At 61.8% G+C, this 23,314-nt stretch carries 20 protein-coding genes and 1 pseudogene; 15 read left to right on the top strand and 6 right to left on the bottom strand.

Annotation, left to right across the window (positions count from 1 at the left end):
- Positions 1-12: 12 nt before the first annotated feature.
- The 9 genes and pseudogenes from guaB (at position 13) to ACUTAG_RS01000 (ending at position 12,919) form a co-directional block, all read left to right on the top strand.
- Positions 13-1,473 carry an IMP dehydrogenase gene (gene guaB, locus ACUTAG_RS01040; protein WP_006387084.1) on the top strand — a complete coding sequence of 487 codons (1,461 nt, stop codon included), beginning with the start codon at positions 13-15 and terminating at the stop codon, positions 1,471-1,473.
- A 120-nt stretch (positions 1,474-1,593) separates the two neighbouring features.
- Positions 1,594-3,186, top strand: coding sequence for a glutamine-hydrolyzing GMP synthase (gene guaA / locus ACUTAG_RS01035; RefSeq protein WP_020928155.1), 1,593 nt, complete (start codon positions 1,594-1,596; stop codon positions 3,184-3,186).
- 331 nt (positions 3,187-3,517) lie between these two features.
- Positions 3,518-3,659 (top strand): annotated as a pseudogene (locus ACUTAG_RS01030) (tyrosine-type recombinase/integrase); the annotation flags it as partial.
- Positions 3,660-3,824: 165 nt separating this feature from the next.
- Positions 3,825-4,031, top strand: a complete 207-nt coding sequence (gene mads1, locus ACUTAG_RS01025; RefSeq protein WP_148318302.1) for a methylation-associated defense system helix-turn-helix domain-containing protein MAD1 — start codon at positions 3,825-3,827, stop codon at positions 4,029-4,031.
- The gene (locus ACUTAG_RS01020; RefSeq protein WP_148317919.1) at positions 4,028-6,406 is read left to right on the top strand and encodes a type I restriction-modification system subunit M; all 2,379 of its coding nucleotides are present in this window, start codon (positions 4,028-4,030) and stop codon (positions 6,404-6,406) included. Before mads1 ends, ACUTAG_RS01020 begins: the two co-directional genes overlap by 4 nt.
- The gene (locus ACUTAG_RS01015) at positions 6,406-7,776 is read left to right on the top strand and encodes a restriction endonuclease subunit S (RefSeq protein WP_148317917.1); all 1,371 of its coding nucleotides are present in this window, start codon (positions 6,406-6,408) and stop codon (positions 7,774-7,776) included. The genes ACUTAG_RS01020 and ACUTAG_RS01015 overlap by 1 nt, the downstream gene beginning before the upstream one ends.
- The gene (locus ACUTAG_RS01010) at positions 7,763-8,872 is read left to right on the top strand and encodes a PDDEXK nuclease domain-containing protein (protein ID WP_148317915.1); all 1,110 of its coding nucleotides are present in this window, start codon (positions 7,763-7,765) and stop codon (positions 8,870-8,872) included. Before ACUTAG_RS01015 ends, ACUTAG_RS01010 begins: the two co-directional genes overlap by 14 nt.
- A complete protein-coding gene (locus tag ACUTAG_RS01005) occupies positions 8,872-11,940 on the top strand; it encodes a type I restriction endonuclease subunit R (RefSeq protein WP_251200914.1) in 3,069 nt (1,022 codons plus the stop codon). Before ACUTAG_RS01010 ends, ACUTAG_RS01005 begins: the two co-directional genes overlap by 1 nt.
- A 22-nt stretch (positions 11,941-11,962) precedes the next feature.
- Positions 11,963-12,919 (top strand): COG2958 family protein, encoded by a 957-nt coding sequence (locus ACUTAG_RS01000; RefSeq protein ID WP_148317911.1) that lies wholly within the window; start codon positions 11,963-11,965, stop codon positions 12,917-12,919.
- Positions 12,920-13,207: 288 nt separating this feature from the next.
- Here the strand turns inward: ACUTAG_RS01000 and ACUTAG_RS00995 are convergent, their stop codons facing one another.
- From ACUTAG_RS00995 to msuE, 4 genes are all read right to left on the bottom strand, one after another.
- A complete protein-coding gene (locus ACUTAG_RS00995; RefSeq protein ID WP_251200915.1) occupies positions 13,208-14,395 on the bottom strand; it encodes a TonB-dependent receptor in 1,188 nt (395 codons plus the stop codon).
- A gap of 163 nt (positions 14,396-14,558) precedes the next feature.
- A complete protein-coding gene (locus tag ACUTAG_RS00990) occupies positions 14,559-15,587 on the bottom strand; it encodes a methionine synthase (RefSeq protein ID WP_047991068.1) in 1,029 nt (342 codons plus the stop codon).
- Between the two features lie 39 nt (positions 15,588-15,626).
- Complete coding sequence (locus ACUTAG_RS00985) at positions 15,627-16,610, bottom strand: DUF1852 domain-containing protein (RefSeq protein ID WP_006387099.1); 984 nt, start codon at positions 16,608-16,610, stop codon at positions 15,627-15,629.
- Between the two features lie 171 nt (positions 16,611-16,781).
- The gene (gene msuE, locus ACUTAG_RS00980; protein ID WP_148319483.1) at positions 16,782-17,363 is read right to left on the bottom strand and encodes an FMN reductase; all 582 of its coding nucleotides are present in this window, start codon (positions 17,361-17,363) and stop codon (positions 16,782-16,784) included.
- Positions 17,364-17,488: 125 nt separating this feature from the next.
- On the opposite strand from msuE, the gene ACUTAG_RS00975 reads away from it, so the two are divergent.
- Together ACUTAG_RS00975 and ACUTAG_RS00970 are read left to right on the top strand one after the other, a co-directional pair.
- Positions 17,489-18,406 carry a LysR family transcriptional regulator gene (locus ACUTAG_RS00975; RefSeq protein WP_026382901.1) on the top strand — a complete coding sequence of 306 codons (918 nt, stop codon included), beginning with the start codon at positions 17,489-17,491 and terminating at the stop codon, positions 18,404-18,406.
- Between the two features lie 56 nt (positions 18,407-18,462).
- On the top strand, positions 18,463-19,359 hold the full coding sequence (locus ACUTAG_RS00970; protein ID WP_148319485.1) for a methylenetetrahydrofolate reductase: 897 nt from the start codon (positions 18,463-18,465) through the stop codon (positions 19,357-19,359).
- Between the two features lie 166 nt (positions 19,360-19,525).
- Here the strand turns inward: ACUTAG_RS00970 and ACUTAG_RS00965 are convergent, their stop codons facing one another.
- Both ACUTAG_RS00965 and ACUTAG_RS00960 read right to left on the bottom strand, forming a co-directional pair.
- On the bottom strand, positions 19,526-20,488 hold the full coding sequence (locus tag ACUTAG_RS00965; protein ID WP_049053418.1) for a zinc-dependent alcohol dehydrogenase family protein: 963 nt from the start codon (positions 20,486-20,488) through the stop codon (positions 19,526-19,528).
- A 160-nt stretch (positions 20,489-20,648) separates the two neighbouring features.
- Positions 20,649-20,951, bottom strand: coding sequence for an ArsR/SmtB family transcription factor (locus tag ACUTAG_RS00960; protein WP_026382898.1), 303 nt, complete (start codon positions 20,949-20,951; stop codon positions 20,649-20,651).
- 146 nt (positions 20,952-21,097) lie between these two features.
- On the opposite strand from ACUTAG_RS00960, the gene ACUTAG_RS00955 reads away from it, so the two are divergent.
- From ACUTAG_RS00955 to ACUTAG_RS00940, 4 genes are all read left to right on the top strand, one after another.
- On the top strand, positions 21,098-21,478 hold the full coding sequence (locus ACUTAG_RS00955; RefSeq protein ID WP_148319487.1) for an ArsR/SmtB family transcription factor: 381 nt from the start codon (positions 21,098-21,100) through the stop codon (positions 21,476-21,478).
- Positions 21,475-21,954, top strand: coding sequence for an SRPBCC family protein (locus ACUTAG_RS00950; protein ID WP_006387106.1), 480 nt, complete (start codon positions 21,475-21,477; stop codon positions 21,952-21,954). The genes ACUTAG_RS00955 and ACUTAG_RS00950 overlap by 4 nt, the downstream gene beginning before the upstream one ends.
- The gene (locus tag ACUTAG_RS00945; protein ID WP_006387107.1) at positions 21,951-22,610 is read left to right on the top strand and encodes a glutathione S-transferase family protein; all 660 of its coding nucleotides are present in this window, start codon (positions 21,951-21,953) and stop codon (positions 22,608-22,610) included. The genes ACUTAG_RS00950 and ACUTAG_RS00945 overlap by 4 nt, the downstream gene beginning before the upstream one ends.
- Positions 22,611-22,720: 110 nt before the next feature.
- Entirely contained in the window at positions 22,721-23,314 is a 594-nt protein-coding gene (locus tag ACUTAG_RS00940; RefSeq protein ID WP_054444000.1) for a hypothetical protein, read from the top strand.

The following is a 23,314-nucleotide window of genomic DNA, read 5'->3' as shown; positions in this document are numbered from 1 at the left end:
CCGGAGTTACCCATGCGTCTCGTTCAAAAAGCGCTCACCTTCGACGATGTGTTGTTGGTGCCTGCGTATTCCGAGGTGTTGCCGCGCGACACCTCCCTGGCCACGCGCCTCACCCGCAACATCTCCCTGAACATCCCCCTTGTGTCCGCCGCCATGGACACGGTCACCGAATCCCGCCTGGCGATCGCCATGGCCCAGGAAGGTGGCATCGGGATCATCCACAAGAATCTGTCCGCCGACGCCCAGGCCCGTGAAGTCGCCCGCGTCAAGCGCCACGAATTCGGCATCGTGATCGATCCGGTCACCGTCACCCCCCAGATGAAAGTGCGCGACGCCATTGCGTTGCAGCGCCAGCATGGCATCTCGGGCCTGCCGGTGGTGGAAGGGCGCAAGCTGGTCGGTATCGTCACCAACCGCGACCTGCGCTTCGAAGAGAACCTGGACCAGCCCCTGCGCAACATCATGACGCCGCAGGAACGCCTGGTCACCATGAAGGAAGGCGCCACGCTCGATGAAGCGCAGGCCCTGATGCACAAGCATCGCCTGGAACGCGTGCTCATCGTCAACGACGGTTTCGAGCTGCGCGGCCTGGCCACCGTCAAGGACATCGTCAAGAACACCGAGCACCCGCTGGCCAGCAAGGACGCCCAGGGCCAGCTGCGCGTCGGCGCCGCGGTCGGCGTCGGTGGCAACACCGAAGAGCGCGTTGAAAAGCTGGTCGCCGCCGGCGTCGACGTGCTGATCGTCGACACCGCCCACGGCCACTCCAAGGGCGTGCTGGAAGGCGTGCGCTGGGTCAAGCAGAACTACCCCAAGGTCGAAGTCATCGGCGGCAACATCGCCACCGCCGCCGCCGCGCGCGCGCTGGTCGAGCACGGCGCCGACGGCGTCAAGGTCGGCATCGGCCCCGGCTCGATCTGCACCACCCGTATCGTGGCCGGTGTCGGCGTGCCGCAGATCCACGCCATCTCCGAAGTCGCCAAGGCGCTGGAAGGCACGGGCGTGCCGCTGATCGCCGACGGCGGCATCCGCTACTCGGGCGACGTCGCCAAGGCCCTGGCCGCCGGCGCGTTCTCCTGCATGATGGGCGGCATGTTCGCCGGCACCGAAGAAGCGCCGGGCGAAGTGGTGCTGTTCCAGGGCCGTTCGTACAAGTCGTACCGCGGCATGGGCAGCCTGGGCGCCATGACGGAAGGCTCGGCCGACCGCTACTTCCAGGACCCGGCCAACAACGCCGACAAGCTGGTCCCCGAAGGCATCGAAGGCCGCGTCCCCTACAAGGGCAGCGTGCTTGCCATCATCTACCAACTGGTCGGCGGCATCCGCGCCTCCATGGGCTACTGCGGCGCCGCCACCATCGACGACATGCGCACCAAGGCCGAATTCGTGGAAATCACCTCCGCCGGTGTCCGCGAATCCCACGTGCACGACGTACAGATCACCAAGGAAGCGCCCAACTACCGCGCCGACTGATCCCCGTACAGTCAACTACAATGTCATGCATCACGCACCGGCAGAACCGCAGAATCAGTCAGCGGGTCTGCCGGTGCGGTTTTATTTACAGCGATTTCATTCCTTACCGGTAGAGTCTCCATGCACCAGCGCATCCTCATTCTCGACTACGGTTCGCAAGTCACCCAACTGATCGCCCGCCGCGTGCGCGAAGCCGGCGTCTACTCCGAAGTGCACCCGGGCGACGTCGACGATGCCTTCATCCGCGACCAGATGGCGCAGGGCCTGAAGGGCATCATCCTGTCGGGCAGCCACGCATCGGCCTACGAAGAAGGCTCCATGCGCGTGCCGCACGCCGTGTTCGAACTGGGCGTGCCCGTGCTGGGCATCTGTTATGGCATGCAGTCCATGGCGCAACAACTGGGCGGCGTGGTCAGCTTCTCCGACCACCGCGAATTCGGCTACGCCGAAGTCCGCGCCCACGGCCACACCAAGCTGCTGGAAGGCCTGGAAGACTTCACCACGGACGAAGGCCACGGCATGCTCAAGGTCTGGATGAGCCACGGTGACAAGGTCACCGAGCTGCCGCCGGGCTTCAAGCTGATGGCCTCCACGCCGTCCTGCCCCATCGCCGGCATGGCCGACGAAGAACGCCGCTTCTACGCCGTGCAGTTCCATCCCGAAGTCACGCACACCGTGCAAGGCAAGGCCATGCTGGCCCGCTTCGTCAACGAGATCTGCGAATGCCAGGGCGACTGGAACATGCCCGACTACGTCGCCGAAGCCGTCGCTCGCATCCGCGAGCAGGTTGGCGAAGACGAAGTCATCCTCGGCCTGTCCGGCGGCGTCGATTCGTCGGTGGCCGCGGCCCTGATCCACAAGGCCATCGGCGACCAGCTGACCTGCGTCTTCGTCGACCACGGCCTCTTGCGCCTGGACGAAGGCAAGCAGGTCATGCAGACCTTCGCCGAGAACATGGGCGTCAAGATCATCCACATCGACGCCACCGCCCAGTTCATGGGCAAGCTGTCCGGCGTGGCCGACCCCGAAGCCAAGCGCAAGATCATCGGCCGCGAGTTCGTCGAAGTGTTCCAGGAACAGGCCGGCAAGCAGAAGAGCGCCAAGTGGCTGGCCCAGGGCACCATCTACCCCGACGTCATCGAATCGGCCGGCGCCAAGACCGGCAAGGCCACCTCGATCAAGTCGCACCACAACGTCGGCGGCCTGCCGGACACGTTGAACCTGCAACTGCTGGAACCCCTGCGCGAACTGTTCAAGGACGAAGTCCGCGAACTCGGCGTGGCCCTGGGCCTGCCGCCGCAGATGGTCTACCGCCATCCGTTCCCGGGCCCGGGCCTGGGCGTGCGCATCCTGGGCGAGGTCAAGCATGAATACGCCGAGCTGCTGCGCCGCGCGGACGCGATCTTCATCGAGGAACTGCGCAACACCAAGGACGAGGCCAGCGGCCTGACCTGGTACGAGCTGACCTCGCAGGCGTTCGCCGTGTTCCTGCCGGTGAAGTCGGTGGGGGTGATGGGGGATGGGCGGACCTACGAATATGTCGTGGCGCTGCGGGCTGTGCAGACGTTTGATTTCATGACGGCTGATTGGGCGCCGTTGCCGCATCCGTTGCTGGCTCGGGTTTCCTCGCGGATTATTAATGAGGTGCGGGGGATTAACCGGGTGGTGTATGACGTGTCGAGCAAGCCGCCTGCGACGATTGAGTGGGAGTGATGGGGGGCTCCATAAAAATCAACAATTTGGAAGAGTGTCTTGGAATCGCCCGTGGATGTTAATGAGAGCGTGACTCTTCTAAGTCGTTGGTTCTGAAGGGCATTGCGTGCGGGCTTTCCTTCTTTAAGCGTACCCCGGGCAGTGAAACTGCCGGTGGGTCTGAGGGGCCGTGTGAATTTCTTCCGCTAGGCCTGGTTCATACCTCCATAAAAACTACCGTCTATGGCGGTAGTTTTTTTCTTGGAAATCAGGATTTATACGGGTTCGCAGGGGTATGCAGGTCTCGTGATAGGTGACGGCAATCGGCCGTTTCGATCAGGAGACTATTTCCGTGTTTACAGACCTTGCCCGGCGGAATTTGAAACCTCGCGCGACCCTTTACAAGGTCACCGATCGCGATGGCATGTACGCCGTCGTTTCGTTCGAAAGGGGATATTGCCTTCCGATACGACTACCGGGTCAACGGCCGACGACTGGAGATCGTGGCTTTAGAGGTAGTCCTCCAACGTCACTGGGTTTTGAGGGCGCATTACCCCTCATTTTCTTCCCCTCCTATCTGGCTGGCCTCTCGTAAATATGGGAGAATTGGCAAGACTTGGCAATCAGGTTTCAGAGCCAACAAAGGCGAGGGTAGATTGATGGCAGACGCGGAAGACGAAATCCTGACATTGGATGAAGTCGCGGCCTATTTGAAGGCAGGAAAGCGCACGGTCTACCGGCTCGCGGCGGACAAGAAGATTCCGGCATTCAAGCTTGGCGGTACTTGGCGGTTCCGCAAGGCTGATCTGGAGCAATGGATTGCGCGTCAAACAACAGGCGATAGCAATCCCAGGAAAAAAGCATGACAAAACACCAAGACCAAAGCCAGATCAAATGGGTCGCCGATTTCATCTGGAACATCGCCGACGACCGTCTGCGCGATGTCTATGTGCGCGGCAAGTACCGCGACGTGATTCTGCCGTTCACCGTGTTGCGTCGTCTGGACGCTGTGTTGGAGTCGACCAAGCAGGACGTACTGGATCGCAAAAAATTTCTCGATACACATAACGTGGCCGAGCAGGACGGTGCACTGCGCATGACGGCGGGGCAGGCGTTCTACAACGTCTCGGAATTCACCTTGACCAAGCTCAAGGCCAGCGCCGCTGGGCAACGCCTGCGCGATGACTTCATCGCCTATCTTGATGGCTTCTCGCCAAACGTGCAGGAAATCCTCACCAAATTCAAATTCCGCGATCAGATTCAGACGCTGGTGGATGCTCACGTTCTTGGTTTCCTGATCGAGGACTTCCTTGATCCGGAAATCAATCTTTCACCCCTGCCGGTGAAAGACGCAGACGGGCGCATCAAGCTGCCGCCGCTGGACAATCACGGCATGGGTACCGTGTTCGAGGAACTGATCCGCCGCTTCAACGAGGAAAACAATGAAGAGGCGGGCGAGCACTTCACGCCGCGCGACGTAGTCAAGCTCATGGCCAAACTGCTGTTCCTGCCCGTGGCCGAGCGCATTCAGTCCGGTACCTATCTGCTCTATGACGGCGCCTGCGGCACCGGCGGCATGCTGACCGTGGCCGAGGAAACTTTGTTGGATCTGGCGGAAGAGCGCGGAAAGGAAGTTTCCATCCATCTGTTTGGGCAGGAAATCAACCCCGAAACCTACGCCATCTGCAAGGCCGATCTGCTCTTGAAAGGCGAAGGCGGTGCGGCGGAGAACATCGTCGGCGGCGCGGACAAGTCCACCCTGTCTGCCGACCAGTTCCGCAGTCGCGAGTTCGATTTCATGATCTCCAATCCCCCGTATGGCAAGAGTTGGAAAACCGACCTGGAGCGCATGGGCGGCAAGGCTGGCTTCAACGACCCCCGCTTCATCGTCAGCCACGGCGACAACCCGGAACTCAAGCTCATCACCCGCTCTAGCGACGGCCAGCTCATGTTCCTGGTGAACAAGCTGTCCAAGATGAAGCGCAACGCGCCCGCCGACGGCGTGGGCAGTCGTATCGCGCTGGTTCATAACGGTTCCGCGCTGTTCACCGGCGACGCAGGCCAGGGCGAAAGCAATATCCGTCGCTGGGTGCTGGAAAACGATTGGCTGGAAGCCATCATCGCGCTGCCGCTCAACATCTTTTACAACACGGGCATCGCTACCTACATATGGATTTTGTCCAACCGCAAGGCTACCTCACGCCGTGGCAAGGTTCAGTTGATCGACGCCAGCCAATGGTCCCAGCCGTTGCGCCGCAATCTTGGCAAGAAGAACTGCGAGCTGGCTGACGCCGACATTCAGCGCATCCTCGACCTTTACTTGGGTGATGCGCAGGCAACCGAGCAGAGCAAGTGGTTCGACACGCAGGACTTCGGCTATTGGAAGATCACCGTAGAGCGCCCGCTGCGACTCAAGAGTCAGTTGAAAACCAGCGCCATCGAAACCCTGCGCTTCGCGTCGGGCGATGAGTCCCTACGCCAGGAAATATGGGTGAAGTACGGTGACTCTTTGTACGAAGGTTTCGCCGGCATCAAGGCTGAACTCGAAGCCTGGTTGAAGGGCGAAGAGGACGATGAAGACGAGGACGAAGAGGAAGCTGAGGACGGCGAGTCGGCACCTGCTCGCAAGGCAGTTCCTGCCAAGAAGCGCAAGAAGCTGCTTGACCCTGCTACGTGGCTGCGCGATAAGAAGTTGCTGGACACTGCGATTCAGGCCCAACAGGTGTTGGGCCATGAGGTGCATGACGATCACAACGAGTTCCGTTCCCGGTTCGATGAGTTCCTGAAGGGCGCGAGCCTCAAGCTGGGAGCACCGGAGAAAAAAGCCATTTTCAAGGCCGTAAGCTGGCGTGACGAAACCGCTCCGGAGGTGATTGCCAAGCGCAGCAAGCTGAAGAAGAACGAACTTTTTGAACAAGGCTTTGACGGCACGTACCTGCAAACCGTAGGTAATGATCGCTTCAAGGTCGAGTACGAACCTGACAGCGACTTGCGCGACACTGAGCAGGTACCGTTGAAGGAGTTGGGCGGCATTGAAGCCTTCTTTCAGCGGGAAGTGCTGCCGCACGCGCGGGATGCGTGGATTGACCACTCGAAGACCCGGATCGGCTATGAAATCTCCTTCGCCCGCTACTTTTACAAGCCCGCGCCGTTGCGCTCGCTGGAAAAGATTCGCGCGGACATCTTGAAGCTGGAGCAGCAGACGGAAGGCTTGCTGCATAAGATCGTGGGGACGGTTTGATGCACCAGCTTCCTCGATACACGCAATACCGGGATTCCGGTCTGCCGTGGGTTGGCGAAATTCCTGCCCATTGGTCGACGCGCCGCAACCGTTATCTTTTTCGAGAAGTTGATCGCCGTTCGAAAAATGGCGAAGAAACGCACCTCTCGATGAGTCAGGTTCACGGCCTTGTTCCAAGCAAGGACTTGGGTCGCAAGAGCCTTCAGTCAGAGAACTACGCGGGCGGCAAACTCGTCGCAGAACACGATTTGGTGCTCAATCGCCTGAAGGCGCATCTAGGAGTATTTGCGCGTGCCAAGCAAGCTGGCGTCGTCAGTCCGGACTACACCGTTCTCCGGCCCAAACGCGGGACATCTGTTCAGTATTGCGAATCGCTTTTCAAGACGCCGATGTATGTCGGTGAGTTCCGGCGTAGAACAAAGGGCATTGTCGAAGGCTTCTGGCGTCTCTATACGGATGACTTCTACGACGTCTCGGCATTGTTGCCGCCTCCGGAGGAGCAAGACAAAATCGTCGCCTACCTGCGCGTGCAGGATGCGCACATCGCCCGCTTCATCAAGGCCAAACGCGACCTCATCGGGCTGCTGACTGAGCAGAAGCTGCGCATCATCGACCACGCCGTCACGCGTGGCCTCGATGCCTCGGTGAGACTCAAGCCTTCCGGCATCGAGTGGCTGGGGGATGTGCCGGAGCATTGGGAACTACGGCGCTTAAAGTTTCTCGCCAGCAACGTTACGAGCCAGACTACGACGAAGGCGAGCGACGAAATCTATCTGGCGCTGGAGCACGTCGAAAGCTGGACAGGTGTGGCACGACCGCTCGAGGGTGAAGTCGAGTTTGCGAGCACTGCAAAGCAGTTTGTTGCAGACGACGTTCTGTTCGGCAAGCTCCGTCCGTATTTGGCGAAGGTGACGCGAGCTGTTCGCGCAGGCGTTTGCGTGAGTGAGTTCCTCGTGCTTAGGTCGCGCAAGGATCTCGTGTTGCCCGCGTATCTTGAGCAGCTATTGCGCTGCAAGCGTGTCATTGACCTCATCAATAGCTCCACGGCTGGCGCGAAGATGCCGCGCGCCGACTGGACGTTCATCGGCAACGTACAGCTGCCCGTCCCGCTGGTCGGCGAGCAAGAGGAAATCCTCTCGTTTATTGACCGCGAAACTAAGGACTTGGACGAAACCATTGCCCGTGCTCATGACGAGATCGCCCTCATCCGCGAATACCGCGACCGCCTGATCGCCGATGCCGTCACCGGCCAGGTGGATCTGCGCGGCTGGCAGCCCGGTCCGGACGACGTGGCCGGCGACGACGAGCTGGCGGCGCTGGGCGATGATGAGGCCGACCCTGCCGAGGAAGACGCCGATGGCGACGAGTAAGAAACCGACCGCCCGCAAGACATCCGCGCAGGCGCCGCGCGAACCCGCCGCATTGCTGACCGAACTGCGCGGTCTGATCGAATCCGCCCGCCAGCATGTCGCGCAAACAGCCAATGCCACGTTGACTATGTTGTATTGGCATGTGGGCCAACGCATTCGCGGAGAGGTGCTGAAGGACGGGCGGGCAGGTTATGGCGAGGAGATTCTTGCGACGCTGTCGCAAGAATTGGCGAGAGATTACGGCAAAGGCTTCAATGTGTCGGCGCTGACCCGCATGGTCAAATTTGCCGAGGAATTTCCGGACGAGGCCATTGTCGCGGCTCTGTCGCGAGAATTGAGCTGGAGCCACTTTGTCGAAATCCTGCCGCTCAAGCAGCCGCTGGAGCGCGCGTATTACGCCGAGTTGTGCCGTGTGGAACGCTGGAGCGTGCGTACCCTGCGCGAGCGTATCGCCAGCCAGTTGTATCTGCGCACTGCCATCGCCAAACAACCCGAAGCCGTGGTGCAGGCGGAAATCAGTCACCTCCGCGCGGGAGGGCAAATGACGCCCGACCTGGTGTTCCGCGACCCGTACATGCTGGATTTTCTGGGCTTGCCGCACGACTACAGCGAGCGCGACCTAGAAGATGCCATCCTGCGCGAGATGGAGCGGTTTCTGCTAGAACTTGGCGTAGGCTTCACCTTCGTGGCGCGGCAAAAGCGCATCAGCGTTGGCGCGGACGATTTCTACCTTGATCTGTTGTTCTATCACCGTCACCTGAAACGGCTAGTGGCGGTGGAGCTGAAGCTGGAGAAGTTCCAGCCCGCGCACAAGGGGCAGATGGAGCTGTACCTGCGCTGGTTGGACAAGCATGACCGAGCGGCAGGCGAGGAACCGCCCATCGGTCTGATCCTGTGCGCCGCCAGGGACACCGAACAGGTGGAGTTGCTGGATCTGGGGGCTTCGAATATTCGCGTGGCGGAGTATCTGGCGCATATTCCTGACATGAAAGTGTTGCAGGCGCAATTACATCGCGCCGTGGCGCTGGCGCGTGAGCGCGCCGGGCAGGGCGTTTTGCAGGCTCCGACAAGGGAAAATCTCCGGGAGAAAGATTGATGGTGACCGACACCAGCGAGAAGGAACTGGAACGGCTGATCGTGCGCCACTTGGCGGGCATCAGCGAGCACTCGGCTGTTCTGGCGAACACGGTCCAGGAACCCGTGCTGGTGTATGCGCCGGGCGGTTACGCGCTGGGCCGGGCGAGCGACTACAACCGCGACGTGGCGCTGGACGTGCCCAAACTGCTGGAATTCCTGCACGCCACCCAACCCAAGGCAGTGGAGACGCTGAGCCTCGCCGCCGAGGGCATTCAGCGCACGCAGTTCCTGCATCGGTTACAGGGTGAAATTGCCAAACGCGGTGTAGTGGACGTGTTGCGCAAGGGTGTAAGCCATGGGCCGGTAACGGTCGATCTTTACAAGCTGCTGCCTACGCCGGGTAATACCGCAGCAGCAGACGCCTTCGAGAAGAACATTTTCAGCGTCACTCGGCAGGTGCGCTACAGCAATGACTCGGGCAATGAACTGGACTTGGTAGTCTTCATCAATGGTCTGCCGGTGCTGACCTTCGAATTGAAGAATTCGCTGACCAAGCAAACCGTAGCCGACGCAATCGTCCAATACCAGATCACGCGCGACCCCAAGGAACTGCTGTTCCAGTCAGGGCGTTGCATCGCCCACATGGCAGTGGACGATGCGGAGGTGCGCTTTTGCACTGAGTTGAAGGGGAAGGCGTCATGGTTCTTGCCGTTCAACCAGGGCTGGAACAGCGGCGCGGGCAACCCGCCGAACCCAAATGGAATAAAGACCGACTATCTGTGGAAGCAGGTGTTGGTGAAGGCGTCGTTGGCCAACATCATCGAGAACTATGCGCAGGTGGTGGAGGACGAGGAGCAAGATGCCGGTGGCAGGCGGAGAAAGATCCGCAAGCCGGTATTCCCGCGTTTCCATCAGTTGCGCACGGTACGCGCACTGCTGCGTCGTTCTCGTGAGGATGGCGTCGGCAAACGGTATCTCGTTCAACACTCGGCTGGCAGCGGCAAGAGCAACACCATTGCATGGCTTGCGCACCAGTTGGTGGAGTTGAAGACGGCAGAGGATGAAACGCAGGCCCTGTTCGATTCGGTCGTCGTCATTACAGACCGACGCGCGCTGGATACCCAGATTCACAAGACCATCAAAGGCTACGACCATGTGGCCTCGATTCTCGGTCACTCGGACAACGCGCAGGAACTGCGCGACTTCCTGCGTCGTGGCAAGAAGATCATCGTCACCACAGTGCAGAAGTTTCCCTTCATCCTCGACGAACTGGGCGACTTGGGCGACCGTAAATTCGCGCTGCTGATCGACGAGGCGCACTCCAGCCAGGGAGGCAAGACCACGGCCAAGATGCACGAGGCGCTGGGCGGCGCGGGAGGGGAGGAAGAGGAAACCGGTGGCGACGCTCAGGACGAAATCAATACGCTGATCGAGGATCGCATCCGCTCGCGAAAGCTGCTGGCTAACGCCAGCTACTACGCCTTCACCGCTACGCCGAAGACCAAGACGTTGGAATTGTTCGGTGAGCGGGTGGTGGTGGGGGACAAAGTGCGGTTTCGCTCCCCTGAGGATCTGACCTACACCACCAAGCAGGCAATACAAGAGGGTTTCATCCTTGACGTGATCGCCAACTACACGCCGGTGGATAGTTTCTACCACGTCGCCAAGACCATCGAGGACGACCCGCAGGTGGACAAGGGCAAGGCGCTGAAGAAAATCCGACGCTACGTCGAGTCGCACGACAAGGCAGTTCGCCGCAAGGCCGAGATCATGGTCGATCATTTCACCGAGCAGGTGATCGGTGCGAAGAAGATCGGTGGCAAAGCTCGGGCGATGATCGTCTGCAACGGTATCGCGCGCGCCATCGACTATTTCCGCGAGGTTTCGGACTACCTGGCTGAAATCAAAAGTCCTTACAGGGCCATAGTCGCGTACTCGGGCGACTTTGAGATCGCTGGATCGAAGAAAACCGAGGCCGATCTCAACGACTTTCCAAGCAAGGATATTCCCGCCAAGTTCAAGCAAGACCCGTATCGCTTCTTGATCGTGGCCAACAAGTTCGTCACCGGTTTCGATGAGCCGTTGCTGCACACGATGTATGTGGACAAGCCGCTGGCGGGTGTGCTGGCAGTGCAAACGCTGTCACGCTTAAATCGAGCGCACCCGCAAAAGGCGGACACCTTCGTTCTGGATTTTGCCGACAACGCCGAAGCTGTGAAAGCGGCCTTTCAGGAGTACTATCGCGCCACGATCCAGGAAGGCGAAACCGATCCGAACAAGCTGCACGACATCAAGGCCGAACTGGATGTGCAGCAGGTTTACAGCACCCAGCAGGTGGATGACTTGGTGGCCCTGTATCTGTCCGGCGCTGACCGCGAGAAGCTCGATCCTATTCTTGATGTTTGCGTGGCGGAATATGTCAGCAAGCTTGGCGAAGACGAGCAAGTCAAGTTCAAGGGCAAGGCCAAGGCGTTCGTGCGTAGCTATGGTTTCCTCTCGGCTATCCTGCCTTACGGACATCCGGCGTGGGAGAAGCTGACGATATTCCTGAACTTCCTGATTCCAAAGCTGCCCGCGCCGAAGGATGAAGATCTCTCCAAGGGTGTGCTGGACGCCATCGACATGGACAGCTACCGCGCGCAGGCGCAAGCGGCGATGAAGATGGCGCTGGATGATGCGGATGCATTCGTCGAACCACCTCCGCTCGGCGCCGGTGGCGGTAGTGGCGAGCCGGACTTGGACAAGCTCTCAAACGTTATCAAGCAGTTCAATGATCTGTTCGGCAACATCGAATGGCACGACGCCGACAAGATCAAGCAGGTCATTATCGAAGAAATTCCTGCACGTGTGGCTCGGGACAAGGCGTATCAGAATGCCCAGGCCAACTCAGGCAAGCAGAACGCGAGGCTTGAGCACGACAAGGCGCTTAATCGCGTGGTACTGGAGCTGCTGGATGACCACACTGAACTGTTCAAGCTGTTCAGCGATAACGCCAACTTCAAACGCTGGCTAGCGGACATGGTGTTCGACTCGACTTACCACCCTGGCACGACCCCGCCCGCGCCGCCGCAAGGGGCTTCGGCGTGAGTGACCTTCGAGCAATGATGCAATGACCCTGAATCTCGCGAAAGCTGTGATCACCTACTTGAAGGATCGACCTGGGGAGAAGTTCACCGCACGGCAAATCGCCGATTGGGTGTTCGAAGCGTTCCCCGCGGAGTGTCAGGCGAAAAAGGAGAACAGCAAGTTCATCACCAACGACGCGGAGCTGGTGCAGCAATTGGTTGCCGAAATCAGCTCGCAGCGCCCTATCTTGCAGAAGCGTCATCCGGAGTTGAAAACGACCGAAGGCCGGCCGCGCAAATATTACTACTCGGAGAAGTCGGACAGTGCCGAGGTGGCGGCGGTCGAGAGCGCCGTCACCATGCCTTTGGGCGACACCAGCCAGCCGAAAATCGGTGAACATGCGCTGTATCCGATGCTGTCACGTTATCTGTGGGAAGAGTTCCGTCTGTATTCCAAGCGCATCGATGAGAAGCGGTCTTCTAATAAGCGTGGGCCGAACGGCAACCGCTGGCTTTACCCGGACGTGGTGGGCATGGAGGATTTGGGCGCGGACTGGCACCAGGAGGTGCGCGACTGCGTCAACCAGTATTCTGACAAGCGCACCAAGCTGTGGTCGTTCGAAGCCAAACTGCTGATCAACCGTTCGAACGTGCGCGAGTGCTTCTTTCAGGCGGTGTCGAACTCGTCATGGTCGAACTTCGGCTACTTGGTGGCGGCGGAAATTGGCGGGCAGGACACGCTGAAGGAGCTGCGGCTGCTGTTCGCTGCCCATGGGATTGGCTTCATCAAGCTGGATTTGGACAATCCGGTGGACAGTCAAGTACTGATCCCAGCCCGCGAGCGTGACGAGATCGATTGGGACATGGCCAACCGGTTGGCGACGGAGAATCGGGATTTTCTGGACTATGTGAAGCTGGTGAAGCAGTTCTACCAGACCGGCGAAGCGCGCAGGGTAGATTGGGACCTGCCCGATACAGAAGGGGGGCCGCTATCTCAGTAGCCAAAGCGTAACCATAGTTGTAGAAATTGATTCTGGGAAAGCTCGCACCAATGGTGCAAGTTCCTTAATCTTGGCCTTGACTCTCCAACCGATAGTTGGAGAATTTCCGTTCGCCAGCGTCGGCATCTCGTACTCACTGCTTTCTCTTGAGTCTTCTAGAGCTCTCCCGTTGCGGGCAAAGCGTTCCCCGCAAGTCACCTCCTTTCAAGTTTTCGACAATCGCTTTGTTGACTCGATCGTGACCCGTCTCGTTGGGGTATCGTAAGGGTGATTGACAATGTCCGGCCCTCACCACTCCAACCCATAACTCACCGCCACAGTCCTCCCCTGAGCCCGCGGCCAAGGCGCCCGCGCATTCGCCTGCATGAACACCGAGTAATAATCCCGATTCGTCAGGTTATAGACCCCCACATCCACCCGCCCCTTGGGCAACTCCACCGAAGCCAACAGATCCAGCAACGTATACCCCACGGTCTCGCGCCCATTCTTGTCCCGAGCCGCCGCGTCATACCCTCCGACGCGCACCCCCTGCAACCGCGCACTATACGTCCCAGGCGCATAACTGACATAAGCCGTGAACTTCGGCGGCGCGATCCGGGTCGCCGGCAGCGCGATCCAGCTTCCATTCTGCTTGGTCGCACCCTTGGTATACGCATAACTGCCGCCCACCTTCCAAGCACGAGCGACATTGACGTCCAGGCTCGCCTCGACCCCGCTCACACGCTCCTTCTGATTGATCAACCGCAGCACCCGATCCTTCGCGTCGTAGAACTGCGTCACATCCGAGTTGTTTCGATAGGCCGTGAGACTGGCCTGCACCGCATCCCACGCACCGCGCCAACCGATCTCATAGCTGTCGACCTTCAATGCCTGCGAGTTCAACTGCTGGATGTCGTAGTCGCTGCGCACGTCGCGCAGGAAGCGCTGGATGTCCGGCAGGGTGAAGCCCTGGCTGAAGTTGACGAACACGTCCTGGGCATCGCTCAGGTGGCGGACCACCCCCAGGTTGTAGAGCGTGGCGTTGTACTTGAGGTTGGCGCCCGGCAGGATGTTGCCCACGCCGGTAGCCTGGATGTCGCCATAGGCGACGCTGTCCTTGACGTTGCTGTCGATCCACTGGCGACGAACGCCCACGCGCAGGGTCCAATCCTCCGTTTCCCAGGTGGATTGCAGGAAGAGGGCGCGGGTCTGGGTGGTCATGTCGGGACCTAGTTCGAGCGTGCGGCCAGTGGGGGTGTAGACCAGTCCTTTCACGGTGTATTGCCGGCCATCCTGGGTCAACTGCTCGCGTTCGTAGTCGCCGCCGTAGGTCAGCGTTCCCTGGATGCCGCTGAAGCTGGGTAACTGGCTTTCCATGGCAAGGCGCAGTCCGTAGACCGTCGCGCGGCTGACCGGAAGACGCCTTCTCGATGCGGCCAAGTCCATGAGGATGGGGGCGATGCCGGAATCGCCGTTCGGACTCACCGATGAGGGCATTGAGGACTACCGAGGGATTACGCTCGCTGAATACTGCGATGCCTGCGTCTGATCGGCTTTTCCGGCACTAGCCATATTGGTGCCATTGGGTGAGCGCCGGACGGCTTGCAGATGCTTTGCATCCGACAAGCCATAGTCCGGCGCGCCGATTTTCACTTCAACATCACCCCTGCAATTCCTTCCGGACGATCTCCGCGCCTTCGCTCAGCGCCAGCAGCTTGCCGTGCGCGATGGCGCGCGACAGCGGCGCCATGCCGCAGTTCGTGCAGGGATAGAGCTTGTCGGCGTCGACGAACTTGAGCGCCTTGCGCAGCGTGTTGGCCACTTCCTCCGGCGTTTCGACCTTGTCGCTGGCCACGTCGATCGCGCCCACCATCACCTTCTTGCCGCGAATCAGCTCGATCAGATCGATGGGCACATGCGAGTTATGGCATTCCAGCGAAACGATGTCGATGTTGGATTGCTGCAGTTTGGGGAAGGATTCCTCGTATTGGCGCCATTCCGAGCCCAGCGTCTTCTTCCAGTCGGTGTTGGCCTTGATGCCGTAGCCGTAGCAGATGTGCACGGCGGTTTCACACTTCAGGCCTTCGATGGCGCGTTCCAGGGTGGCGATGCCCCAGTCGTTCACCTCGTCGAAGAAGACGTTGAAGGCCGGCTCATCGAACTGGATGATGTCGACGCCGGCGGCTTCGAGTTCCCTGGCTTCCTGGTTGAGGATCTTGGCGAATTCCCAGGCCAGCTTTTCGCGGCTCTTGTAGTGGGCGTCGTAGAGGGTGTCGATCATCGTCATGGGGCCGGGCAGGGCCCATTTGATGGGCTGCGTGGTCTGCTGGCGCAGGAACTTGGCGTCTTCGACGAAGACCGGCTTCTGGCGGCTCACGGCGCCGACGACGGTCGGCACGCTGGCGTCATAGCGGTCGCGGATCCGGACGGTTTCGCGCTTTTCGAAATCGACGCCGTCCAGGTGCTCGATGAAGGTGGTGACGAAGTGCTGGCGGGTCTGCTCGCCGTCGCTGACGATGTCGATGCCGGCGTGTTGTTGTTCGTGCAGGGCCAGGCGCAGGGCGTCCTGCTTGCCTTCGACCAGTTCCTGGTCCTGCAGCTTCCAGGGCGACCAGAGCTTTTCAGGCTGGGCCAGCCAGGAGGGTTTGGGCAGGCTGCCGGCGGTCGAAGTGGGCAGTAGTTTTTTCATGATCTTGCGGTCCCGTGTTGGATGTTTGGTGCGGGGGGATTAGTGCGCGTAGTTGGCGGCCCAGCTTTCGAGCACGTGCTTGTACGGCTTGATGAAGTGTTCTTCGGTGAACTTGCCTTGCTTGACGGCCAGCTGGCTGCGTTCTTCGCGGTCGTAGACGATCTGCGTCAGCGAGTAGTCCTGGTTCTTCAGGCTGGGCTGATAGAGCTTTCCGGCGGCGGAGTTGGCGTTGTAGATCTCGGGGCGGTAGATCTTCTGGAAGGTCTCCATCGTGCTGATGATGCTGATCAGCTCGAGGTTGGTGTAATGGCCCAGCAGGTCGCCCTGGAAGTAGAAGGCTAGGGGGGCGGCGCTGCCCGGGGGCATGAAGTAGCGCACGCGCAGGCCCATCTTCTCGAAGTACTCGTCGGTCGACGAGAGTTCGTTCTGTTGATACTCGACGCCCAGGATGGGGTGCTGGTTCTCGGTCCGGTGGTAGGTCTTGCTGCTGGACGCGCTGATGCAGATGACGGGCGGTTTGCTGAACCGTTCCTTGTAGGCGCTGGAATTGACGAAGTGCTTGAACAGCTTGCCGTGCAGATCGCCGAAATTGTCCGGCGTGCTGAAGGTGGGTTTGTCGTTGTTGTGCTCGGGCAGCAGCACGCTGAAGTCGTAGTCGCGCACGTACGAGGAGAAGTTGTTCCCCACGATGCCTTCGATGCGCTCGTTGTTGGCCTTGTCGACGATATTGGTCTTCAGGATCTCGATCAGCGGAAAGACGTCGCCGCCGCTGGCGGCGCCGATATGCATTTCGGCGGTGATGATCTCGAGTTCGACGGCGTAGCGGTCGCCTTTGGGGTTGTCCCAATGCGCCAGGTTGTTGAACCGCTTGTCGATCATCCGCAGCGTGTTGCGCAGGTTCTCCTGGCGGCTTTCGCCCCGGGCCAGGTTGGCGAAGTTGGTGGTGATGCGCGTGTTGTCCGAGGGACGATAGTTTTCATCAAAAGAAAGGCTCTTGATGCTGAAGGTGAAATCGTTGCTCATGGTGATGGGATGCGCTGATTCTGCGAAAAAAAGTCTGCGGAAAACGAAAAGCCGGTTCGGGCGGCCGCAAGGCGGGAGAAACGGAAGCCTTTGCGGGGCGCTCGAAGGGCGGATGTCGGGTTGGAACGGCGCTGGCGAACGAGCCGCCTGGCCAGCGTTCCGAGGCGTGCTTCAGGCTGCGATGGCTTCCACGGCGGCGACGGCGCCTGCGTGGCGCGACAACGCGATCAGGGGCAATGCCCGTTCGATCGCCAGCCTGGCCCGTTCGATCAAGGCTTCGTCCCGCAGCCGGTAGTCGGCGAAATCCTTGTCGGTCGCGTAGACGCCCAGCGGCAAGGTGCGGGCCTGGAAGAAGCTGAACAGCGGCCGCAGTTGGTGGTCGATCATCAGGGCATGGCGTTCGCTGCCGCCGGTGGCAGCCAGCAGGACGGGCTTGTCGATCAAGGCGTCCTGGTGGATGAAGTCGAAGAAATGCTTGAACAGCCCCGTGTAGGAGCCGCGAAAGACCGGGGTGGCTACCACCAGCACGTCCGCCTGTTCGACCGCGTCAAGGTCCCGCTCCACGGTGTCGGGCAGGTGGGGGCGCCAGGTGGCGCCGGCCAGGTGCGGGACGAGCTGGCCCAGTTCGACCAGGCGCTGTTCGCACGGGACGTCGTCGGCGATCAGGTCCATCAGGTGCTGCGCCAGGGCGGCGGATTTGGAGGGGCGTTGCAGTCCGCCGGAAACGGCTACTAGACGGAGTGGACGTGTCATTTTTGCTTCACTGGAATTGATTTATGCGGCGCCGCGCCCGCAGACGACGGAAGCGCATACTAGGGGCGGGAAGCGATGAAGTAAAATGGTTTTATTTCACGAATCCATGAGCGGAAATCATCTGAATGCTTGAGCGCATCCATCTCAGCATCGTCCAGCAGGTCGAAAAGCAGGGTTCATTGACGGCCGCCGCGGGCGTGCTGAGCCTGACCCAGTCCGCCCTGAGCCACAGCATGAAGAAGCTGGAGCAGCAGCTGGGAACCGACGTCTGGCTGCGCGAAGGCCGCAGCCTGCGCCTGACGCAGGCCGGCCAGTACCTGCTGGCGGTGGCGAACCGCGTGCTGCCGCAGCTGGACCTGGCCGAAGAGCGCCTGGGCCAGTTCGCGCAGGGCGAGCGCGGCGCGCTGCGCATCGGCATGGAATGCCATCCTTGCTACCAGTGGCTGCTCAAGGTGGTTTCCCCCTATCTGGCCGCGTGGCCCGACGTGGATGTGGACGTCAAGCAGAAGTTCCAGTTCGGCGGGATCGGCGCGCTGTTCGGCTACGAGATCGACCTGCTGGTCACGCCCGACCCGCTGTTCAAGCCGGGCCTGAAGTTCGAGCCGGTGTTCGACTACGAGCAGGTGCTGGTGGTGGCCAAGGGCCATCCGCTGGCGTCGGTGGCGCATGTGAAGCCCCAGCAGTTGACCCAGGAGGTGCTGATCAGTTACCCCGTGGACATCGAGCGGCTGGACATCTACAACCAATTCCTGTTGCCGGCCGGGGTCACGCCCAGGCGCCACAAGGCCATCGAGACCACCGACATCATGGTGCAGATGGTGGCCAGCGGCCGCGGCGTGGCCGCCTTGCCGCGCTGGCTGGTGGAGGAATACGCCGCCCGGATGGACGTGGTGCCGGTGCGGCTGGGCGCCCGCGGCATCGCCAAACAGATATTCCTGGGGGCGCGCGAGGCCGACACGGCCATCGATTACGTGCGCGCCTTCATCGAGCTGGCCCGCCAGCCGGCCGCCGCCGCCACCGTTGCGCAACAAGCCAACGGTTGAACCCGTTTTTTTCGTACACAGGCCGCGCGCCGAGCCGTTCGGCCTGCCTTTCATCGATGTCCTTGATTCCTCGCGGTACCCCTTTCTTTCCCGGCAACATCACCGACGACTGTTCGTTGGAAGTCAGCGTGAAGGACATTGCCGCGCTGACCGCGGCAGCGTCGCGGCTACCGCCCGGGTCGACCATTTCCATTCCCTACCTGCCGGGCCAGGACGATGAGGCCCGGCTGGCCGCCGCGCGGGCCGTGCGCGGACTGGGCCTGGAACCCATGCCGCACCTGTCCGCGCGCCGCATTGCCTCGCTGGCCGACCTGGAGGCGTTCGTCTCGCGGGCGGTGGCCGAGGCCGGCGTTGAGCGCTGCTTCCTGATCGCGGGCGATCCGTCGACGCCGGCGGGGCCGTTTGCCGATAGCGCGGCGCTGATCGAGACGGGCGTTTTCGAGCGCGCGGGCATCAAGGTGGTCGGCGTAGGCGCGCATCCGGATGGCCATCCGGTCATGAGCGCGGCCCAGCGGTGGGAGGTGCTGGAACGCAAGTGCCGCGGCATCGGCGCACGCGGCATGTCGCCCTTGATCGTCACGCAGTTTGGATTCGATGCCGACATCGTGCTGGCGTGGCTCGAAGCGCTGCGCGCGCGCGGCCTCGAACACCCCGTGCGCGTGGGCGTGCCGGGACCCGCCGGTATCGCGGTGCTGGCGCGCTATGCCGCCTTGTGCGGGGTCGGCGCCTGCGCATCGATGTGGGCCAAGTACGGTATCTCCCTGGGCAAGCTGTTTGGCACCGCGGGGCCGGACGTTTTCGTGGATCGGCTGGCCGCCGGACTGACGGACGCGCATGGTAAGGTGAGCCTGCATTTCTTCCCGTTCGGAGGGATCGCGCAGTCCGTGAGTTGGCTGGAACGGTATCGCGCCCGCTCCGGGCAACCGGGTTGCGCCACGGCATCCCTGCCGTGACATTTGGCGGCCTTGCCCATTTCACCGCGTTTGGCCAGCCGCCCGGCAAGTTGCGCGCCGCGGTTGTCAGCCTGGCGTCGCCGACGGCCGACCATGCCGGCAATCCGGCACTGTCTCGGGCGATGACTCGTCATAGGTAGCGTGAGTTCGCCTTGCCGCCGATGCGTCAATCGGCCACCGCGATCGCGATCTTTCCCCGCAGCCCGTTGTTCGCACTCTCCAACCGCGCATGCGCCGCCGGAATATCGGCAAGCGGATACACCGCGCCCACGTGCGGCCGTAGTTGCCCACGCGCCACCAACGCGCTCAACTCGTCCAGCTTCCCGCGGTTCTGCCGCGTGAAAACGAAGTGGTAGCTGGCGTTCTTGCCCCAGGCCTGGATCAGGTTCTGCGGCTGCGCGATATCCACGATGCTCACCACGCGGCCCAGTTGCGCCAGCGCGTCGGGGCTGCGCGCCAGCGTGTTGCCGCCGATGGTGTCGAACACCACGTCGACGCCGCGCCCGCCGGTCTCGCGCAGGATGGCCTCGACATAATCTTCCTTTTCGTAGTCGATGGCGACGTCCGCGCCCAGGCTGCGCGCGAAGTCGACATTGCTGTCGCGCACGGTCGTGAACACCCTGGCGCCGACGGCTTTCGCGAGCTGGATGGCGACGTGGCCGACGCCGCCCGCGCCGCCGTGCACCAGGATGCTCTCTCCCACACGCAAGCCGGCGCGCACGACCAGCGCTTCCCACGCGGTGCCGCCGACCAGCGTCAGGCTGGCCGCTTCCAGATGGCTCAGCGAGGCGGGCTTCCTGCCCACGATGCTTTCGGCGGCCACGTGGTATTCGGCGTAGCTGCCGGGGCCGTCGAAGATCTGCGGGGTGTACCAGACTTCATCGCCCGGCACGAAGGCGCTCACGCCGGGCCCGACGGCTTCGACCACGCCGGAGACGTCGTGGCCGGTGATGGCGGGCAGGGCGACCAGATCGGGGTAGTCGCCCCGGCGGACCTGGTAGTCCAGCGGGTTGATGGAAGTGGCGTGGACGCGGACCAGGACCTGGCCCGCTTGCGGCACGGGTTTGGGGACGTCGCGCAGTTCGAAGGATTGCGGGCCGCCAAAGGCGGTGAGGACGAGGGCTTTCATTGGATGGCTCCTTATTTCGGTAAAACGGGATATCGGGAATTGTCGATTTAAAACAACAAAAAAATGCGAAGAACAGGGCAAGGCAAAAGGCGAGGCAAGCGCGCGGCAAGCTGGCGCCAGATAAGCACGGGCGGCCATGCCCGACCTCGGCCACCGCCAGCTACAGCTCTTTTCCGATGATCTCGGCCAGAGCGCGGATGGTGGCTTCATTGCGCTTGTAATACGTCCACGAGCCGATGCGCGTGGCTTCGACCAGGCCGGCGCGTTGCAGCGTGGCCAGGTAGTCGGACACGGTGGACTGGGACAGTCCGACGCCTTCCTGGATGCTGCTGACGCAGACGCCGACCGTATGCACGTCCCCTTCGTCCTGCGGCGGGAAGCTGTTCACGGGGTCCTTCAAACCCTTCAGGATTTCAAGGCGCGTGCGGTTCGAGAGGGCTTTGAAGACGTCGAGCAGGTCCATGGCGGGCATGATATCGGAAATTCCCGATATGTCAATATGACCGAGCGTGGCGTATGGGGACGCGCCGGGTGGGACGCGGACAGGCAGCGACCAAAATACTTAAGTGAATACTTGACTTTCCGCGTCGTCCTCTCTAACTTAAGCGAATGCTTGAGTATCAATCCCAACTCGACCTGGCCTTCCATGCGCTTGCCGACGCGACGCGGCGCGGCATGCTCGAGCGCCTGTCCCGCGGTCCGGCTTCGGTCAGCGAGCTGGCGGCGCCGTACGACTCGACGCTGGCAGCCATCCACCAACATGTCCGGGTGCTGGAAGCCAGCGGACTGATCGTCACGGAAAAGCGCGGACGCACGCGCGAATGCCGGATTTCGGCCGAGGCGGTCATGCGGGTGGAGCAGTGGCTGAGCGAGCGTCGCCAGCTTTGGGAAGACCGATTCGACCGCCTCGGCCAATTGCTCGAAGGCGAAGCCGGCAATCACCCGGGCGGGCTGAGCGCCGCGCCCGATCAGGGAGGGAAGACATCATGACTTTCACGCCGTTTTTCCATGGCACGTTCACGCTGCGGCGCACGTGGAACGCGCCGGCCCAGCGGGTCTTCGAGGCGTGGGCCGATCCGCGCGTCAAGGCGCAGTGGTTCACCGGCCCGCCGGATCGCTGGACGCTGTCGCGCCGCGAAATGGACTTTCGCGTGGGCGGCCGGGAGGTGCTGGAAGGGCGTTTCAACGAGAGCGGCATGGTGTCGTGCTTCGATGCGCGCTATCACGTGATCGAGCCCGCCAGCCGGCTGGTCTACGCCTATGACCTGTTCCATTCGGGCAGGCTGCATTCCGTGACGCTGTCGAGCCTGGAGATCGAGCCGGCCGGCAATGCCACGCGCGTGGCGTACACCGAGCAGATCGTGTTCACGGACGGCAACGACGGCGTCGAGTCGCGCCGCCATGGGACCGGGCTGCAGTTCGACATGATCGAGACGCTGCTTCAAGCGGGCGGAGCGCTGCCATGACGGTCGCGATCTACGGTCATCCGTTTTCGTCCTTCACCTGGAAGGCGCTGATCGCGGCGTATGAACGCGAGGTGGACTTCGAGTTCCGCATGATCGATCCGGATCATCCCGAGCACGCGGCCCGCATCGCGACGCTGGCGCCGACCGGGCAGTTTCCGGCCCTGGTGGATGGCGTCACGGAGGTGGTCCAGAGCAATGCCGTCATCGAGTATCTCGACCTGCACCACGGCAAGGGCGCGCCGCTCGTGCCCCTGGACCCGCGCGAGGCGCTGGCTGCGCGCATGATGGCGCAGGTGTTCGACGACTACGTGCACGTGCCGATGCAACGCATCGTCGGTAACGCCTTGCGCCCCGAAGACAGCCGCGATCCGTTCGGCGTGGAGCAAGCGCATGGCGTCATCGCGCGGTGTTATGCCTGGCTGGAGGCGCGATTGCAGGACGGGCCGTGGGCCGCCTGCGGCCGCTTCACGATTGCGGACTGCGCCGCGGCGCCGGCGCTGTTCTATGGCGATTGGGTGCATCCGATGGGCGGGCGGTTTCCCGCGCTGGCGGCGTATCGGGCCCGGCTGCTGGCGCGGCCGTCGATCGCCCGGGTGGTCGACGAGGCGCGTCCGTACCGCGGCTTCTTTCCGCTGGGGGCGCCGGACCGGGATTGAGCGGGGCGGGGGGCGTCGACGGCACGAGCCAAGGACACGGCAACTTGGAATAGACTACGTCGCTGACCCCGATTCGATGATTTTTCCTGGTCTGGAACAAGCTACCCAAGATGACCCATTCCGTGTCCCGCGCCATTGTCCTGACAGCAGGCCTGCTGCTGACCGCCGCCTGCCTCGCCCAGTCGCCGCAAGTGGGCGCCTGGCGCAAGGTTTCCGATTCTCAGCTCGACAAGCAATACCATTTTTCCATGCTGCCCAGCGCCGCGCCGGTGGCGAGCAAGTGGGCGGCTTTCGACGCCAAGGCCGGCAAGGTGGTGTGCTGCCTGGTGGTGCAAGGCGAAGCCGTGACGGAAGCCGAACTGGAGGGTACCTACGACATTCCCGGCCCGTGGATTACCGATCTGACCAACGGCTGGAACCTCGACGCGGCGCCGTACCGGCCGCGCGTGCAGCGGCTGCGCGCCGAGGGGGCGCTGGACACATACGAATTCGCGGACAGCGTGGATGCGCTGGGAGGCTTGCTGGTGCCGGCCGATGCCCGCGCGCCGGCGCGGGGTGCGCTGGAGGTCGGCGGCCAGCGCTACGCCGTATCGCGCAAGGATGCGTCGCTGGCCGACGATGACGGCGGCGTGGCCACCTACACGTTGCGTCCGGCCGCGGGCGGCAAGGCGTTGACGGTGGAAGTGCCTTTCGCGACGTATTGA

Source organism: Achromobacter sp. CSND-B12 (assembly GCF_052906545.1).
This window is presented reverse-complemented; position numbering and strand designations above follow the sequence as displayed.

Bases quoted from the DNA above. Each gene is read 5' to 3' on its own strand.
- guaB (WP_006387084.1), top strand. From the start codon at position 13: ATGCGTCTCGTTCAAAAAGCGCTCACCTTCGACGATGTGTTGTTGGTG.
- guaA (WP_020928155.1), top strand. From the start codon at position 1,594: ATGCACCAGCGCATCCTCATTCTCGACTACGGTTCGCAAGTCACCCAA.
- mads1 (WP_148318302.1), top strand. From the start codon at position 3,825: ATGGCAGACGCGGAAGACGAAATCCTGACATTGGATGAAGTCGCGGCC.
- ACUTAG_RS01020 (WP_148317919.1), top strand. From the start codon at position 4,028: ATGACAAAACACCAAGACCAAAGCCAGATCAAATGGGTCGCCGATTTC.
- ACUTAG_RS01015 (WP_148317917.1), top strand. From the start codon at position 6,406: ATGCACCAGCTTCCTCGATACACGCAATACCGGGATTCCGGTCTGCCG.
- ACUTAG_RS01010 (WP_148317915.1), top strand. From the start codon at position 7,763: ATGGCGACGAGTAAGAAACCGACCGCCCGCAAGACATCCGCGCAGGCG.
- ACUTAG_RS01005 (WP_251200914.1), top strand. From the start codon at position 8,872: ATGGTGACCGACACCAGCGAGAAGGAACTGGAACGGCTGATCGTGCGC.
- ACUTAG_RS01000 (WP_148317911.1), top strand. From the start codon at position 11,963: ATGACCCTGAATCTCGCGAAAGCTGTGATCACCTACTTGAAGGATCGA.
- ACUTAG_RS00995 (WP_251200915.1), bottom strand. From the start codon at position 14,395: ATGCCCTCATCGGTGAGTCCGAACGGCGATTCCGGCATCGCCCCCATC.
- ACUTAG_RS00990 (WP_047991068.1), bottom strand. From the start codon at position 15,587: ATGAAAAAACTACTGCCCACTTCGACCGCCGGCAGCCTGCCCAAACCC.
- ACUTAG_RS00985 (WP_006387099.1), bottom strand. From the start codon at position 16,610: ATGAGCAACGATTTCACCTTCAGCATCAAGAGCCTTTCTTTTGATGAA.
- msuE (WP_148319483.1), bottom strand. From the start codon at position 17,363: ATGACACGTCCACTCCGTCTAGTAGCCGTTTCCGGCGGACTGCAACGC.
- ACUTAG_RS00975 (WP_026382901.1), top strand. From the start codon at position 17,489: ATGCTTGAGCGCATCCATCTCAGCATCGTCCAGCAGGTCGAAAAGCAG.
- ACUTAG_RS00970 (WP_148319485.1), top strand. From the start codon at position 18,463: ATGTCCTTGATTCCTCGCGGTACCCCTTTCTTTCCCGGCAACATCACC.
- ACUTAG_RS00965 (WP_049053418.1), bottom strand. From the start codon at position 20,488: ATGAAAGCCCTCGTCCTCACCGCCTTTGGCGGCCCGCAATCCTTCGAA.
- ACUTAG_RS00960 (WP_026382898.1), bottom strand. From the start codon at position 20,951: ATGGACCTGCTCGACGTCTTCAAAGCCCTCTCGAACCGCACGCGCCTT.
- ACUTAG_RS00955 (WP_148319487.1), top strand. From the start codon at position 21,098: ATGCTTGAGTATCAATCCCAACTCGACCTGGCCTTCCATGCGCTTGCC.
- ACUTAG_RS00950 (WP_006387106.1), top strand. From the start codon at position 21,475: ATGACTTTCACGCCGTTTTTCCATGGCACGTTCACGCTGCGGCGCACG.
- ACUTAG_RS00945 (WP_006387107.1), top strand. From the start codon at position 21,951: ATGACGGTCGCGATCTACGGTCATCCGTTTTCGTCCTTCACCTGGAAG.
- ACUTAG_RS00940 (WP_054444000.1), top strand. From the start codon at position 22,721: ATGACCCATTCCGTGTCCCGCGCCATTGTCCTGACAGCAGGCCTGCTG.